Origin of the sequence: Paraliobacillus sp. X-1268 (assembly GCF_003426095.1) — a bacterium.
In the GTDB taxonomy this organism is placed as follows: Bacteria; Bacillota; Bacilli; order Bacillales; family Amphibacillaceae; genus Paraliobacillus_A; species Paraliobacillus_A zengyii.
This window is the reverse complement of the sequence record NZ_QJSK01000002.1, coordinates 303745-319041: the sequence shown is the minus strand read 5'-3', so window position 1 is coordinate 319041 and position 15297 is coordinate 303745. Positions and strand designations below refer to the sequence as shown.

Genomic DNA, 15297 nt, shown 5'->3' with positions numbered 1-15297 from the left:
CTTCTATTTAAGCACGAGCTGATTGAATTAATGTTCGAATCGTTTCGTGATCACCTTTGTGTAATAAATCTACAATTCGGCTACCAACTACAACACCATCACAACTTTTGGTCAATTCTTTCACGTGTTCTGGAGTTGATACACCAAATCCCGCCAATACTGGTACCTTACTCATTTCTTGTAACGAAGTTAAATGTGCTGCAAGGTTTTCTTTAAATTCCGTTCGCGCGCCAGTTGTACCAGTAACGGTGACAGCATATAAGAATCCTTCTGTACGTTTAACAATTTCCTCTATTCGCTCTTTCGGACTTGTTAATGCAGCTAACCGAATTAATGCAATATTACTTGATGCAAGCTCTGAGACAACAATTGTTTCTTCTTCTAACGGTAAATCTGGTATGATTAAACCGTCTACACCTGCTTGCTCACATGCTTTCGCAAAATTCGCAATCCCATAAGCATAAATTGGATTAATATACGTCATCAAGACAATAGGAATACTTCGTGTTTGCTTTGTTTCAGCAAGTTTATTCAAGACAGCCCCAAGACTAACACCATTTTCTAATGCACGAATTCCCGCTTCTTGAATGGTAGGACCATCTGCAACTGGATCTGAAAAGGCGATACCTAGTTCCACCACTGTTGCACCACACTCTTCAAGAAAAGCTAGCTGTTCACCCAATTTATCTAATCCGCCATCACCCGCCATGATATAAGGAACAAATGCTTTATCACCATTCTTTAAAACACGTGCAAAGGCTTGATCAATTTTTTGCTTAGGCATTAGCCTCACCTCCAAGTGATTCTCTAATCGTTTCAACATCCTTGTCACCACGACCTGATAAACAAATAACGATTGTTTCTTCTGCTTGCATTTCTTTTGCTAATTTCATTGTATAAGCAATAGCATGTGCACTTTCTAATGCCGGAATAATCCCCTCAGTTCGTGAAAGTAATTGTAAGCCTTCAAGTGCCTCATCATCTGTAATAGACTCATATGTTACACGACCAATTTCTTTAAAATGGCTATGCTCTGGTCCTACGCCAGGATAGTCTAAACCAGCAGAGATAGAATGCGCCTCTTGAATTTGACCATTCGTATCTTGTAATAAGTATGTCATAGTACCATGTAAAATTCCTGCTTGACCATCCGTTAATGTTGCAGCATGCTTGCCTGTTTCTAAGCCAGCTCCTCCAGCTTCAACACCGTATAGCTTAACATCTTGATCATCAACAAATGGATAGAACATACCCATTGCATTACTACCACCACCAATACAAGCTACAATTGCATCTGGAAGTTTCCCTTCTGCTTTTTGAATTTGGCGTCTTGTTTCATCACCAATTACACGTTGGAAATCTCGAACAATTTGCGGGAAAGGGTGCGGTCCAACAACAGAACCAATAATATAATGCGTATCTTCTACATTACTTACCCAATAACGTAATGCCTCATTTACAGCATCCTTTAATGTTCCACTTCCTTGATCAACACTTTCAACACGAGCACCCAGTAGCTCCATTCGAAACACATTTAACTTTTGTCTACGAATATCTTCTTTCCCCATAAAAACAACACATTCTAAACCGAGTAGTGCACAAACAGTTGCTGTTGCAACACCATGCTGTCCAGCACCTGTTTCTGCTACAACCTTTTTCTTTCCCATTCGAACAGTAAGTAATGCCTGTCCAATAGCATTATTAATCTTATGGGCTCCAGTATGGTTTAAATCCTCACGCTTTAAATAAACTTTTGGTCCACCTAATTTTTTAGTAAGTCGTTCTGCATAATATAATGGTGTTTCTCTTCCAATATACTGTTCGAAATAATAATTAATTTCTTCTAAAAAGTTGGGATCCTTCATTGCCTCTTTATAGGCATTCTCTAACTCAATTACAGCTGGCATTAATGTTTCTGGTACAAATCTCCCTCCAAAAGAACCATAATGTCCTGTTTCATTTGGTTGATTATATTCTGCCACATTACTCACCTATCCCTTTTCACCTCATGTATAAAGGCTTTTATTTTTTCGTTATCTTTTGCTCCGTTTGTTTCAACCCCACTTGAAACATCAATTCCTGTAGGATTAACCTCTTCAATAGCTTCTGCGACATTACCTGCATGTAGGCCACCAGCTAATAATACTTTTCCCTCGATAGCTGGTATGTCTTTTACTAACGACCAATTAAACGTTTCCCCATTCCCACCGCGATATTTACCGGCAGGACTATCTAATAAAAAGTAAGCACATTGATAACCAACAAGTTGTTCAACATCTGCTTGATCACGAATTTGAAATGCTTTTATTACCGGATAATTTACTTCCTTACAGAAAGCAGCTGATTCATCTCCATGTAATTGTACATAGTCTAATCCGACTGTTTTAGCAATATCTTGAATTGTTGCGAGCTCTTCATTAACAAAAACACCAACTTTTTTCACATTGTCTGGCAACTTTTCAGCGATTAGTCGTGCTTGTTGCTTTGTTACTTGCCGTTTACTTTTAGCAAAAACAAATCCAATAAAGTCTGCACCTGCTTCTGCAGCCTGCAGTCCTGCTTCTATTGTCGTAATGCCACATATTTTAGCTAACATCATCTAGACCCCATTTCACAACTTAATCCGTAAATCGCTAAACGTTTTGTCTAATTGTCCAGAGCGCATCATCGTCTCGCCGACTAGAATTCCACGTACCCCTGCTTTTTTAACTCGTTCAACATCTGTTGTTGTTTTGATTCCACTTTCACTGATTACTACTGTTTTACTTGTATCAATTAATGTGGTCAATCTTTCGGTTATTGCTAGATCAACCTCAAACGTTTTTAGATTGCGGTTGTTAATCCCGATAATATCGGCCCCAATTTCTTGTGCGACCATTAGTTCTTCTTCATTATGAACTTCAAACAGTACCTCTAGATCTAATTGTTTTGCATATTTATATAATTCCAATAAGCGGTTCTTTGGTAACGCAGCAGCGATCAACAAAATGACATTAGCACCATAATCTTTTGCGCGCTCCAATTGGATCTCATCAATAATAAAATCTTTATTTAAAATTGGAATCTCTACCGCTTCACGAACAGCAGCAAGGTCATCCATCGTTCCTTTAAAGAAAGGATAATCTGTTAGAACAGAAATAACACTTGCTCCATATTTTTCATACTGTTTTCCTTGCTCTGGAGGATTTACGTCTGGATTTATACTTCCTTTTGATGGAGATGAGCGTTTGATTTCCGCAATAATATTCATATAGTCTGCTTCCATAAATATATCAAACAATGATTTAATCGGTAGCTTCCGTTGTCTGTCTTTTTTTTGATAGTTTTCTTTTAATAAAGCTACTTCTTTTGCCTTTTCTTCTAATATAGTATCTAGAATTGTCATCTTTTCACACCTCTTGTTTTATCTGATTACTGTAGTTGATCAAATTTTCTAGTTTTGCTAAGGCTGCACCAGAATCTATACTTTCTCGGGCCAAATCTACACCCTCTTGTACTGTACTTGCTTTTCCGTCAGCGAATATCCCTAAACCTGCATTAAATATAACGGTATCACGAGCGGCACCAGGTTTTCCTTCTAGTACATCACGTAGGATTTGTGCATTTTCTTTCGCGTCACCGCCCTTAAGCTCCTCGTTCTGGTAAACAGGTAATCCTACCTCTTCCGCATGAAGTGTAAACTGCATGATTTCACCACGCTCTAATAGAACCAAATGATTCTCCCCAGCAAGTGAAGCTTCATCCATATGACCCGCACCATTTAGAATAAGTGCACGTTTTCGACCTAGTTGATGCAAAACATTTGCCATTTGTTCTAACATATCACGACGGTAAATCCCTAAGAGTTGCGTTGTTAATTCTATTGGGTTTGTTAAAGGTCCAATTAAGTTGAAAACAGTTGGAACACCTAATGTTTTGCGTACTTTCATCATTCGCTTCATAGCTGGATGGACATGTGGTGCAAATAAAAAGGCTATCCCATTGTCTTTTAATAATATTTTCATATGTTCAGGTGTCATATCAAGCGATACCCCTAATTGTTCCAATACATCCGCACTTCCTGTTTTACTCGAGACACTGCGATTCCCGTGCTTTGCAACAGTTATACCAGCTCCAGCAATCACAAACGCTGCTGTTGTACTAATATTAAAACTTTGCGACCCATCACCACCAGTACCACAATTGTCTATCACTCCTGGCATTACTTGTGAAACAGTTAGCGATTTCTCTCGAATTACATTGACTATTCCAGCAATTTCATCTGATGTTTCACCTTTAACTTTTAAAGCTGTCAAAAATGCACTAATCTCGATATCTGATGTTTCTTCCTTAAACATAATTCGTGCCGCTTCTTCCATTTCTAGCAAAGTTAAATCCGCACGATTCATAACTTTTTCAAGATATTGTCTCATATGATCGCTCCTTTTTTATTGTTTCAAAAAAATTCGCTAGCATTTGTTTTCCTGTATTTGTTCCAATTGATTCTGGATGAAATTGCAAGCCGTAAACTGGTAGATAATTGTGTTTCAACCCCATAATCTCATCATCATCAATGGATGTAGCAGTAATTTCAAGTGTGGCTGGTACTGTATCCTGTTTGACAACTAGGGAGTGATAACGCATTACCTCTAACGGTTCTTCCAAATCTTGAAATACCTCATCTTCCGTATGCTTGATCATTGATGTCTTACCGTGTTTAATATGTGTGGCATGAGAGACAGTCGCGCCATAAGCAACACCAATCGCTTGATGCCCTAGGCAGATACCTAAAATAGGAAAAGTTCTATCTAATTGTTTCACGACATCGATACAAATCCCTGCTTCTTCTGGTGTGCCAGGTCCTGGTGAAAGAATGATTGCTTCAGGCTTCATCTTTTTAATTTCTTCAATCGTGATTTTATCATTACGAACGACCTGCACCTCTTTATCTAATTCAGAAATATATTGAAATAGGTTATAGGTAAAAGAGTCATAGTTATCAATCAAAAGGATCATTTTAATTTACCTCCAATAATGATTTTGCTTTGTTCAATGTTTCTTGATATTCAGATGCTGGATCCGAATCATAAACAATTCCTGCTCCCGCTTGCACGTATGCTTGTTTTCCTTTAATGACCATTGTGCGAATTGCTAACGCTAAATCTACATCACCGTTCATATTGATATATCCAACAGAACCAGCATAAACGCCTCGTTTCTTTGTTTCTAAACGATTAATAATTTGCATCGCACTTATCTTTGGTGCACCAGATACTGTTCCAGCTGGCAAGGTGGATACAAGCGCATCAATACCAGTAAAATCTTTATTAAGTTTGCCTTGAACTTCTGAAACGATATGCATGACATGCTGATAACGTTCAATCGTCATAAACTTCGGTATCGTAATCGTGCCAACCTGGCAAACACGACCGATATCATTACGGCTTAAATCAACCAACATCTTATGCTCTGCACGTTCTTTCTCATCAGCTAATAACTCTTCAGCTAACGCTTGATCTTTTACAACGGTTGTACCACGCGGTCTAGTCCCTGCAATTGGATTTGTAATCAGTTGGTCACCCTTTGTTTTAATCAAACTTTCTGGGGAAGCGCCTAAGACAATATACTTCTCAAAATCGATAAAAAACATATATGGTGATGGATTTGCTAAACGCAATCTGCGATAAAAAGTAAATGGATCAACATCAAAGCTTGCTATCATTCGCTGTGATAGAACAACTTGAAATATATCGCCATCTGTAATATGTTGTTTTGCGGTCTCGACCATTTCCATAAACGTTTGTTTATTAATAGAAGGTTTGAAAGAAACTTTGATGTTCTCTTCCACGTTTTCTTCTACATGTTTCTTTACATCTGCTTGTATTCTCTCCAACTGTTTAACTAAATGACTTTTAGTCCGTTTACCATCTAAGTTGGTTGCAATTATTGTTACCGTTTGTTTTTTATGATCAAAAACAACAACGTCTTGATAGAACATGACATGGACATCTGGCATTTCGATTTCATCATCTAATAGTCTACCAATATCTTCATACTGACGAATCGTATCATATCCAATATAGCCAATCGCACCACCATAAAAAGCAAAAGGCAAATCAAGTGTTTGAAGTGGAATATGACGTTTAATAACTTCCAATGGGTTTCCAAACGCTTCTTCTTTCGTATCTTCTTGATTGTCATAAACAAATGTTCGACTGCTATCACCAACAATTTCTTTAAAAGGTTCAAAACCGATAAAGGAATAACGACCTTTTTCACCATGACCACTAGAACTTTCTAATAGGAACTTTTTCTTTCCTTGTATCCGATTATATACCGAGATTGGCGTTAAAGTATCACCGTTAATTTGTATCTTTTCAAATAATATACTTTGCGATTTTGTCTCCATCATTTTTATTCGCTCCTTTTATTTATTACGTTATTTTTGATAATAAAAAAAACCCTATACACACAATTCAATTGCATGTATAGGGGACGGTTTAATACCGCGGTGCCACCTCTATGTTGAAGAATATCTCTTTACTCTTCCACTCGTTAATCCGATAACGGAGATAATCCGACCTTTCCTACTAGTTAAGCTTTAACCGTTCAGAAAAGCTCTCGTAAGTCCATTCTGCTTCTTTCTTATACCAGTTTCCAGCTATACCCCGGCTCTCTATGATAAGAAAAAGACAAGCATACTACTCTTACTTCAACAATTTCACCTATAAAAAAAGGGTTTCCTACATCCGAAAAGGACGAGGAAACCCGTGGTACCACCTTAGTTAGCTGAAAGTCAGCTCACTTTACTAGCCGAGTAGAATACTCGAGTAGTTGTCTCAGATAACGATGAGACTAAATCGTCAAAGCCTACTACCCTTTGAATAAGGGGTTTGGTTTGAAAGCTCAGAAGTCCATTTACTTATCGTCCACACTAGTTCACACCAACCACTAGCTCTCTTTAGTGAAATAAATAAGCTACTACTCTTCGTCAACACTTATAACCGTTTGCTATCTTGTCTCTTATCATAATATGCTACCATTATTTTGTCAACAGGTATACTTGAATTTTCAAACATTTTAGATAATTAATCTCTACAGGTCTGCTATCTCCCAAACACCAATCTCAGAAAATCCAGGGGAGTAGCGAATCAGGGGCGTGCGAATCCACCATCTCCTTTTATTTGTGAGATCTCTCCCGGTAATATCTTCTTCTAAACTAAACCAATATGCTTGCCAAACAAATTTTGAACAATAGTTCTTTTGTTTATTACTTAAATGTGGATGAAATGAATAACTTGTTACATGTTGAATATTATCTTGGGCCCAAGAAGCACTTTTCTCCCCTCCGCGTAACGGACGAAGCAAGGTTACTCGCCCACCATGCGGATGACGAGATTTATACTGCTTTACCGTATCAGCAAATGCTCCCTTTGGATGAGAATGGTATATTCTATTGTCATGCCCTACGATACCACAATGACCGACTAAAAAAGTAGAAAGGCTTTTTGATGAATAAATAACATCACCTGGTTGCAATAGGACTTCTTTATTAGACAACTTTAGCCACCTCCTCACTTGCGTTCTTTCCTAACACTTTATACTTATTTTCTTCATACCTTAGTATAACTTGTTAATAGATTAATATTCACTTATCTCTTCATCAATTTTATTACCCAAATGTCTGCCTGGTTGGTCTGGATAGCAAGTTATTCGATCACCTTTTTCTAAATCAAGGACAGCCTTTGCATGTCCATCTGCAGTTAAAACATGGACACTATCAGCTTCTTGTAAGGTTGCCGAGATTTCTTGTTCCGTTCCTTCTATCTGACACACTACCCTTAAGAAAGGGCGCTTCTCCACTTTAACTCGTCCTACCGCTACTTTTCTAGCTTCATTACCTAGCCAAATTGGAACCTCTAAACCCGGTTTCACTTCTGATAAATAGGTTGTTTTACCTTCTCCTAAATAAAGATATTGATGAATCGCACCACCATTCATACGAAATGGACGTGGTGGATATGTATTTGTTGACCGATTTTCTGATAAAATTAATAGGTAGCCATTTCCTGTATTTCCAACAAGTAAACCTTCTACAGGTTCTAGTTTGTCAATCACATCTAAACACACTCGTGTCCCCATTCCGATCGATGTAACACTTATCACTTCAGCGATTGCTAATGTTTCCATTTTATTACTCCCTTTCTATAATAAAATTTGCTTTTTCACAAATTTTCTATAGCCAATGATAGTGTTCATCATATACAATATAACCTAGATTGACAAACAGGAGGATACAAAGTGAGGAACTTATTAGTCTTCTTATTTCTTCTTTTAATTATAAGTTTTAGTGTGGTTGGTATCGTACAAAACTCTCCCACACATGGCGTAAAAGTAGAACAACAAAGTGAAGAAACGTTAATTCAAGATTCTTAAACATAAACAGAAAAAAATCGGAAGTGCGTTTAATATACGCACTTCCGATTCTATTTAATCTAAAATTGTAACGTCAACTGTACGAACGCCCCATTGAAAAGCTTCATCTTTAGTTGGTACGTGAATATCAATCTTACTTCCTTTAATCGCTCCACCAGTGTCGCCAGCAATTGCCTCTCCATATCCTTCCACATATACTCTTGTACCTAATGGAATAACAGATGGATCAACTGCGATCACTTTTTTATTGCGATCCTCGTTCAAATTAATACCTGTTGCTGTAATACCAGAGCAGCCCGTGCATTCAGCGGTATACGCTGTTGCAGTAACCGTTATAGTTTCACCAGCTGGATTTTCGGATGCATTTGCTTCACTAGTAGTAGTTTCTTCAACTTCCTCAGCTTCTACAGCTACTGGAGTCTCTTCTACTTCCGATTCCTCTACTGTTTCTGTTGTTTCAGCAGATGCTGTTTGTGGCTCATTTACTACCTGTTTAACAGATTGGATACGTAACTCTTGATCTATTAAAATTAAATCAGAAGATAGTGAATTCCATTCTATTAATTCGTCTACTTCAACATTATGTTCACTCGCAATTTCACTTAAAGAATCGCCCTTTTTAACTATATATACAATCTCTTTATCTATTTGTAATGTTTGACCAGGAAATATCATATCTTTCTCTAGTTCATTTATTTCCTTGAGCTCATCTACTGAGCTTTCGTATTCTTGGGCAATTTCCCAAAGGCTATCTCCTTTGACCACTTGGTACTCTTCTGCAGATGCTGTTGTTGTAGCTGTACCCACTATACTTAATCCAATAGCGAATGCTACGACTTTTTTGTTCATCTGTTTCCCTCCTTATTTTTGTGACAAGCCCAATCGTAACATAGACAATTGCGTTTGTGGTTACAATGCGTTTAAGACTTCATTGCAACGTTTACGTTTCGGGCTTTTATTTGTCATAATGTAATTGTGGGGCAATAATCTAGCATTTTATACATAGAAATGTAATCTTTCTGAATTTTTACAAATAAATATGTAAAAAAGTAGTTTGGATAACTTATCCAAACTACTTTTTTCGTTAAGACTATTTTCTAAAAGATAGTATTTTATGACTGAATTATCATCAAATGCGACGTAACAGAATTTCTTGCCCCGCTTCTCAAGTGAAATTGACTCCCTTTCCGCAGGCACGGCTTCAGCTAACTCGGATAAGCAAAGTACGCTTTCCGAGTGGATCTTCAGCCCGTGCTGTTCCTGCAGGAGTGTCGCCAATTTAACTTGATACGCTAATATTCATCTTTTCTATCCATGCTGATATCATTTGTAATTAGGCACCAGCGAAGGAAGTAAATGGTTGAGACTCCAATGAGAACAGCACTCCATGATACATCTCCTGTTTTAGTAAACCAAAAAAGTTTTCTATTGGTGAATTATCTAAACAGTTTCCTTTTCTTGACATAATTTGAAAAACTTTATTTTCTTTAAGCGCTTTTACCCACTTTTTGTGTTGATAATGCCATCCTTGATCCGAATGAATTGTTGTTCTTTATCTGGAGCCTTTTACTATTTCTAATGCTTGCTCTAAGGGTTTCATCACGAGTTCTAAATTCTTTCGTTTACTCATCTCAAACGAAAGAATTTCGCCATTAAACATATCCATAATTGGATTTAAATATAATTTTACGCCACCAGCACATTTGAATTCTGTAATATCTGTTGTTAATTTTTGATGCACCACATTTGTATAAAAACGACGGTTTATGCGGTTTATCGCAACCTTTCCAACCGTACCTTTGTAAGAATTGTATTTACGTATTTTTCGCCAAAACTACTTTACCATTAGGCCTAATTTCCTCATGATACGTTGAACCTTTTTATGATTCACTTTATACCCTTTGTTTCGCAACGCGAGATAAATACGACGGTAGCCATAGCTTGCATCATTTTCATCAAAGATTGCTTGGATAAGCTCTTCTAGCTCCTTGTCTGGGTTCTCCTTCTTCATCCTTTTTATATGATAATGGTAAGAGGATTCAGGAATACCGACTACGTATAAAACTTCTTTTAATCGGAATTGTTTTTTGAGTTCGAATGATAACGCTGCTTGTGCCTTTCGAGATAACCTTCCGGATCCATCTGAAAAGCTTGCAACTTTTTTAAGTATTCGACCTCTAAACGAAGAAGTTCGTTTTCTTTTACTAATTTTTGTTCGTTTGTTCTATCTTTTTCTTTTATTTGTTTATTCTTTCTACGCTTAGATGTATCAGACATAGGAGACCGTCCTTTCGCTCTATCCAGGCCTTCAGCACCACGCTCACGAAATACTTTTTTCCATGAAGCTATTCGAGTGGGTTGTTTCAACCCAAAATGAAGGGCGGCTTCTGTTTCTGAAGAACCTGTTCTTTTTATAAAGCTTAATACATCTAACTTAAATTGAACAGAGTAAGTTTCTTTATGCTTACTAGTTTTTAATCCTTCTGCACCAAACTTCTCGTATACCTTCACCCATCTGTCAACTTGAGATTTTGACCGTATGCCATGTTTATCAGCTACACTTCTCAATCCTAGATACCCTTCCTGGTAATCTCTTACTACCTTTAGCTTTAAACTATCGCTGTATTTTGTGACCATAATAAACACCCCCAAAAGTTATATTTTTACTCTAACTTTTGGGGTGCATCACAAATCGCAATCCCACAAACCGAAGTTCCTCTATAGAAGCGTTCTTTGGGCCTGCGATTACTCAGCCCACCTAAAACATTTGCTTCTATAGATAGCTGAAGTTGTGCCCACCGGAAAGCGAAACCATTTGCTAACGTAGCGGGTTAAAAAGCTCCACTAAGTCGCAGTTTCTATCAAATCTGTATTTTAATAAGTAACACTATGGATGAAGAATATGATTCTATTTTACAACTTTCCAATTGCTATTATTACTAACTTTTATCGTTTTTTGATTTATAATATAATTCGCAATTAACTCTGTCATATCTGTTGGGATATCTTTAACAACTTGCTTACCTTGGAACATATTAAAGTTACCACCACCACCAGCACGGTAATTGTTCATAACAACATCGTATTCCTGTTCATAGCTAATCGGTGCACCTTGGTAATTTAAGAATGTAACTCTATCTCCAATCGGATTACTGATCTTCAACTCATATTCAATTCCTTCCCACATATCATAGTTATAATGTTGCGGTTTAGGATTGAAAAAGGCCGGATTAACAGCAATTTCTCCATCTTCGTCAATAACAAAATACGTAGCAGATTTCTCTAGAGCATCTTTTATATCTTTTCCAGTAATGCGAACGACTTTTAATGTATTTGGATACACGTAGTTTGACACGATATCACGCATCGTCACATTTGTCGGGAATCCTGGTGAGGCATTATTAAATAAAGCAGTATTCGAAATCGTCACATCTGCAATGTCCATCTGCACTTTATTTATAAATTCCACGAAAGGATGTTCTTTTAAACGAACAGCAAGTGGATCCGTTATCGACATATCACCATCCATTTTACCAATTGGAGTGTCTAACCATTCTTGTGTTTTTTGTTCTAAATCTTGGACAAGATTAACGACAGTTTGATCGGCTTCGATATTTTCATCTATCCCAAGCAAATTTGGTTCTGCATCGTTCAGTACCCAATCCTCAGATTCCTTCGTTAGTGTTAACCCAATTTCACCTAATAATTGAGCATTATTACTTGGTTGGACAACTGTCACACCATTAAGCTTCGCTGCAATTGATCGATGTTGATGCCCCGTTAGCAAGATATCAATCCCTTCAATCTCCTGACAAATACGATAACCCTGGTTTTCACCTGTTAACGGTTCCGTTGGTTCTCCAGTTTCTAAATCCCGTTCGAAACCTCCATGATAAGAAACAATACAAACGTCAGGCTGTTCTTCCTTTTTAATATATGCTATCCATTCTTTTGTCGCTTCTACTGCATCAACAAATGCTAGATCAGTAATGTTTTTTGGATCTTCCCAATTAGGTATGTAATGTGTAGTGATACCTAAAATTGCAAATTTAATGCCATCAACTTCCTTAATTAAATAGGGCGTCCCAAAAGCTGGCTCATTATTATCCTTATTCACAACAGTAGCTGATAACCATGGGAAATCCGCTTGTTCAACAACACTTCTTAGATAATCCAACCCATAATTAAATTCATGGTTACCCAAAACCGATGAGGTATAACCCATTTCATTTGCTACCTTTACCATCGGATTAGGTCTATTAGGATGATATTTAGCATGATAAAATGTAAATGGGCTACCTTGAATTAAATCACCATTATCAAGTAAAATAACATTCTCCTGTTTCTTTTTTTGTTTAATTAGCGTTGCTAGTTTCGCAAGGCCTAATGTTCGTTCCTGGTGATCACTGTAATTTGTCGGTAAAATATAACCATGAACATCACTTGTGTACAGTAGTGTTATTTTTTTCGTTTCCATGTTTGTCCCCCTTATAAATCTTTCTTTGTCTCTATTGTACCTAAAAAAGTTCATTAGGAGAAATAAATGATATAATACTATTGATAATGTTAACGAACACAAAGGGAGACGAATTATGTTTACAAGCGAACAAATAGCCACATTCTCCGACTTAGAATATAACCTATACAACTATGTTATCAATCACATCGATAAAGTAATCTATATGCGAATTCGAGATCTAGCGATAGAAACACACGTATCCACAACAACTATTTTACGTTTCTGCAAAAAGGTTGATTGTAATGGTTTCTCTGAATTTAAAATAAAATTAAAAATGTATTTAGAACAACAAGCAGATACTCCTACCTTAATAGATGGAGAGAGTAGTCTAACAGAATTTCTAGAGCGGACACTCACCCATGATTTCGAACTAAAAATTACAGAGATTGCTCAAGTTATAGCAAAGGCAAAACACGTTGTCTTTATCGGTGTTGGTAGCTCTGGGATTTTAGCTGAATATGGATCACGCTATTTTTCTGGTTTAAAGAAATTTTCTTTATATATTAAAGATCCGTACTTACCAATTCACGGACAATATTTAGAAGATAGCATTACGATTGTATTATCAGTTTCAGGAGAATCAAGAGCAACCTTATCTCAGGTCAATCAGTTCAAACAAGAAGGCAGTATTATTGTAAGTCTTACTAATAAAGCCGATAGCTCTTTAGCAAAAATGTCAAACTACAATTTAGCTTACTACGCTAGTGCAGAATTTTTAGGTGACACAAATTTAACAACACAAATTCCAGTTATTTATTTACTTGAGCGCTTAGCTAAAACAACCTATCAAGAGATGAGTCCCAAACAAAAATAATTATTTAAAATAAAAAACGAAAGTCTAGTAGACTTTCATTTTTTATTGACCTATTTGCGATTCACTAAACCATTTGCTTTAATAACCGCTTGATACCAAAAGTAACTTTTTTTCTTCAATCGTCGCAAATCTTTTGGCCCTTCTTCGTCACGATCAACGTAAACAAATCCATATCGTTTTTGATAACCATTTAACCAACTAAGTAAGTCAGTGAATGACCATGTACAATATCCAAGTACATCAACACCATCACTGATAGCACCTTGAATTTCCTCTACGTGTGTTTCTAAGAAATCAATTCGATAATCATCATTAATACTGTCATCTGCTTCTAAATCGTCAAATGCACCTAACCCATTCTCCGTGATTAAAACCGGAAGTTGATAGCGATTCGCTATTCTACGTAAAGCTATCCGTAATCCACGTGGATCAATTGTCCAATCCCAATCTGTTGTTCCTAAGAAAGGATTCGTAATCGTTTTAAATAGTCCTGGTACACCAGAGTCTTGTGAAGAACCCTTTTTGCCTGATGTGTTCATCTTAGCTTCCCCAACACCATCAAGTGGGTTAAATTCTACAGTCGTTGTTTGATAATAGTTTAAACCCATGAAATCAGGTTTTGCATCAGCAAGTAGTGACATATCCCCATCTTCAATAGTAGGAGCCAAACCATTATCCTCTAGATAATTCCACGTTGCTTCTGGATACTTGCCCCAGACATAAATATCCATCCACCAATGGCTGTTAAATTCCTCCGCATTCTCAGCAGCAAGAATATTTTTAGGATCACTATTGTATGGATAAACAGGAGAATAAGCAAAGCTTGGTCCAATCTTTCCATCCTTAACTATTTTACGAAATGATTGAATCACTTTAGCGTTTGCCAGGTTTGCAATATGATTAGCCTCATACATTCGCTTTAAATCTTTAACGCCAGGAGGGTGAACACCAGATCGGTAGCCGAGCCCCACAAAAATATTTTGTTCATTAAGCGTAACCCAATATTTCACACGGTCTCCATAGCGATTAAATAGTGTTTGACAATATAGATCAAAATCTTCAATGATTTCTCGTGACTCCCAGGCTCCGTACTTATCCATTAACGCTTGAGGTACGTCCCAATGATAAACTGTAATAAGCGGTTCAATATTATTCTTAATCAATTCATCAACTAAATCATCGTAAAATTGCAAACCCGCTTCATTAATTTCTCCGCTTCCTTCAGGAAAAATACGGCTCCACGCGATAGAAAAACGATATGCTTTCAAACCCATCTCCGCCATTAATTTCACATCTTCTTTATAACGATTGTAATGATCAACCGCTACATCACCATTTGTACCTTTATATGTTGTTCCTTCTTGTTTTGTATAAGTATCCCAAACAGACGGGCCTTTACCATCCTGTTCCCAAGCGCCTTCTATTTGATATGCAGCAGAAGCTGAACCCCAAAGAAAATTGTTTGGGAATGCTTTATAATTTTTATGTTCCATCATTATCCTCCTTATATCATTCTACTCTTTCTTTATAATAAACGATTTATTTGATA

Annotated in this window: 16 protein-coding genes and 2 other annotated features; of the genes, 2 read left to right on the top strand and 14 right to left on the bottom strand. The window is 37.0% G+C overall.

Features of this window, described 5'->3' with window-relative positions; genetic code table 11:
• Positions 1-7: 7 nt before the first annotated feature.
• From trpA to D2K62_RS06005, 9 genes are all read right to left on the bottom strand, one after another.
• Positions 8-784, bottom strand: a complete 777-nt coding sequence (gene trpA, locus D2K62_RS06045) for a tryptophan synthase subunit alpha (RefSeq protein ID WP_112182288.1) — start codon at positions 782-784, stop codon at positions 8-10.
• Positions 777-1982: a tryptophan synthase subunit beta gene (gene trpB, locus D2K62_RS06040; RefSeq protein WP_112182775.1), complete on the bottom strand. Its 1206-nt coding sequence runs from the start codon at positions 1980-1982 to the stop codon at positions 777-779. Before trpB ends, trpA begins: the two co-directional genes overlap by 8 nt.
• Positions 1983-1987: 5 nt before the next feature.
• The gene (locus tag D2K62_RS06035) at positions 1988-2596 is read right to left on the bottom strand and encodes a phosphoribosylanthranilate isomerase (protein WP_117161100.1); all 609 of its coding nucleotides are present in this window, start codon (positions 2594-2596) and stop codon (positions 1988-1990) included.
• 15 nt (positions 2597-2611) lie between these two features.
• A complete protein-coding gene (trpC, locus tag D2K62_RS06030; protein WP_117161099.1) occupies positions 2612-3385 on the bottom strand; it encodes an indole-3-glycerol phosphate synthase TrpC in 774 nt (257 codons plus the stop codon).
• 4 nt (positions 3386-3389) lie between these two features.
• A complete protein-coding gene (trpD, locus tag D2K62_RS06025; protein ID WP_117161098.1) occupies positions 3390-4412 on the bottom strand; it encodes an anthranilate phosphoribosyltransferase in 1023 nt (340 codons plus the stop codon).
• A complete protein-coding gene (locus D2K62_RS06020; RefSeq protein WP_117148853.1) occupies positions 4396-4995 on the bottom strand; it encodes an anthranilate synthase component II in 600 nt (199 codons plus the stop codon). The genes trpD and D2K62_RS06020 overlap by 17 nt, the downstream gene beginning before the upstream one ends.
• A gap of 1 nt (position 4996) precedes the next feature.
• On the bottom strand, positions 4997-6391 hold the full coding sequence (gene trpE / locus D2K62_RS06015) for an anthranilate synthase component I (protein WP_198671275.1): 1395 nt from the start codon (positions 6389-6391) through the stop codon (positions 4997-4999).
• A 76-nt stretch (positions 6392-6467) separates the two neighbouring features.
• Positions 6468-6704, bottom strand: a binding site (T-box leader).
• Positions 6705-6730: 26 nt separating this feature from the next.
• Positions 6731-6983: a binding site (T-box leader), on the bottom strand.
• 91 nt (positions 6984-7074) lie between these two features.
• On the bottom strand, positions 7075-7539 hold the full coding sequence (locus D2K62_RS06010) for a C40 family peptidase (RefSeq protein ID WP_117161097.1): 465 nt from the start codon (positions 7537-7539) through the stop codon (positions 7075-7077).
• An 81-nt stretch (positions 7540-7620) separates the two neighbouring features.
• A complete protein-coding gene (locus tag D2K62_RS06005; protein WP_117161096.1) occupies positions 7621-8169 on the bottom strand; it encodes a 3-dehydroquinate synthase II domain-containing protein in 549 nt (182 codons plus the stop codon).
• A 111-nt stretch (positions 8170-8280) separates the two neighbouring features.
• Here D2K62_RS06005 and D2K62_RS19270 point away from each other — a divergent pair, with 111 nt between their 5' ends.
• Positions 8281-8415: a hypothetical protein gene (locus tag D2K62_RS19270; protein WP_255421356.1), complete on the top strand. Its 135-nt coding sequence runs from the start codon at positions 8281-8283 to the stop codon at positions 8413-8415.
• Between the two features lie 54 nt (positions 8416-8469).
• On the opposite strand, the gene D2K62_RS06000 is transcribed toward D2K62_RS19270, so the two are convergent.
• The 4 genes from D2K62_RS06000 to D2K62_RS05980 all read right to left on the bottom strand — a co-directional run bounded on the left by D2K62_RS06000 (position 8470) and on the right by D2K62_RS05980 (position 12892).
• Positions 8470-9264, bottom strand: coding sequence for a 3D domain-containing protein (locus D2K62_RS06000; RefSeq protein ID WP_117161095.1), 795 nt, complete (start codon positions 9262-9264; stop codon positions 8470-8472).
• 985 nt (positions 9265-10249) lie between these two features.
• A complete protein-coding gene (locus D2K62_RS05990; protein WP_117161093.1) occupies positions 10250-10426 on the bottom strand; it encodes an IS3 family transposase in 177 nt (58 codons plus the stop codon).
• Positions 10427-10485: 59 nt separating this feature from the next.
• Complete coding sequence (locus D2K62_RS05985) at positions 10486-11052, bottom strand: helix-turn-helix domain-containing protein (RefSeq protein WP_117161092.1); 567 nt, start codon at positions 11050-11052, stop codon at positions 10486-10488.
• A 271-nt stretch (positions 11053-11323) separates the two neighbouring features.
• A complete protein-coding gene (locus D2K62_RS05980) occupies positions 11324-12892 on the bottom strand; it encodes a bifunctional metallophosphatase/5'-nucleotidase (protein ID WP_117161091.1) in 1569 nt (522 codons plus the stop codon).
• A 115-nt stretch (positions 12893-13007) separates the two neighbouring features.
• Here D2K62_RS05980 and D2K62_RS05975 point away from each other — a divergent pair, with 115 nt between their 5' ends.
• Positions 13008-13748, top strand: coding sequence for a MurR/RpiR family transcriptional regulator (locus D2K62_RS05975; protein ID WP_117161090.1), 741 nt, complete (start codon positions 13008-13010; stop codon positions 13746-13748).
• A 50-nt stretch (positions 13749-13798) separates the two neighbouring features.
• On the opposite strand, the gene D2K62_RS05970 is transcribed toward D2K62_RS05975, so the two are convergent.
• Entirely contained in the window at positions 13799-15241 is a 1443-nt protein-coding gene (locus tag D2K62_RS05970; RefSeq protein ID WP_117161089.1) for a glycoside hydrolase family 1 protein, read from the bottom strand.
• Between the last annotated feature and the right edge of the window lie 56 nt (positions 15242-15297).

What these genes read in the sequence shown, in the direction of transcription:
- D2K62_RS06000 (WP_117161095.1), bottom strand. Translation starts at nt 9,264, where the DNA reads ATGAACAAAAAAGTCGTAGCATTCGCTATTGGATTAAGTATAGTGGGT.
- D2K62_RS06020 (WP_117148853.1), bottom strand. Translation starts at nt 4,995, where the DNA reads ATGATCCTTTTGATTGATAACTATGACTCTTTTACCTATAACCTATTT.
- D2K62_RS05985 (WP_117161092.1), bottom strand. Translation starts at nt 11,052, where the DNA reads ATGGTCACAAAATACAGCGATAGTTTAAAGCTAAAGGTAGTAAGAGAT.
- D2K62_RS06005 (WP_117161096.1), bottom strand. Translation starts at nt 8,169, where the DNA reads ATGGAAACATTAGCAATCGCTGAAGTGATAAGTGTTACATCGATCGGA.
- D2K62_RS05990 (WP_117161093.1), bottom strand. Translation starts at nt 10,426, where the DNA reads ATGAAGAAGGAGAACCCAGACAAGGAGCTAGAAGAGCTTATCCAAGCA.
- trpE (WP_198671275.1), bottom strand. Translation starts at nt 6,391, where the DNA reads ATGATGGAGACAAAATCGCAAAGTATATTATTTGAAAAGATACAAATT.
- trpD (WP_117161098.1), bottom strand. Translation starts at nt 4,412, where the DNA reads ATGAGACAATATCTTGAAAAAGTTATGAATCGTGCGGATTTAACTTTG.
- trpC (WP_117161099.1), bottom strand. Translation starts at nt 3,385, where the DNA reads ATGACAATTCTAGATACTATATTAGAAGAAAAGGCAAAAGAAGTAGCT.
- D2K62_RS05970 (WP_117161089.1), bottom strand. Translation starts at nt 15,241, where the DNA reads ATGGAACATAAAAATTATAAAGCATTCCCAAACAATTTTCTTTGGGGT.
- D2K62_RS05975 (WP_117161090.1), top strand. Translation starts at nt 13,008, where the DNA reads ATGTTTACAAGCGAACAAATAGCCACATTCTCCGACTTAGAATATAAC.
- D2K62_RS06035 (WP_117161100.1), bottom strand. Translation starts at nt 2,596, where the DNA reads ATGTTAGCTAAAATATGTGGCATTACGACAATAGAAGCAGGACTGCAG.
- D2K62_RS05980 (WP_117161091.1), bottom strand. Translation starts at nt 12,892, where the DNA reads ATGGAAACGAAAAAAATAACACTACTGTACACAAGTGATGTTCATGGT.
- trpA (WP_112182288.1), bottom strand. Translation starts at nt 784, where the DNA reads ATGCCTAAGCAAAAAATTGATCAAGCCTTTGCACGTGTTTTAAAGAAT.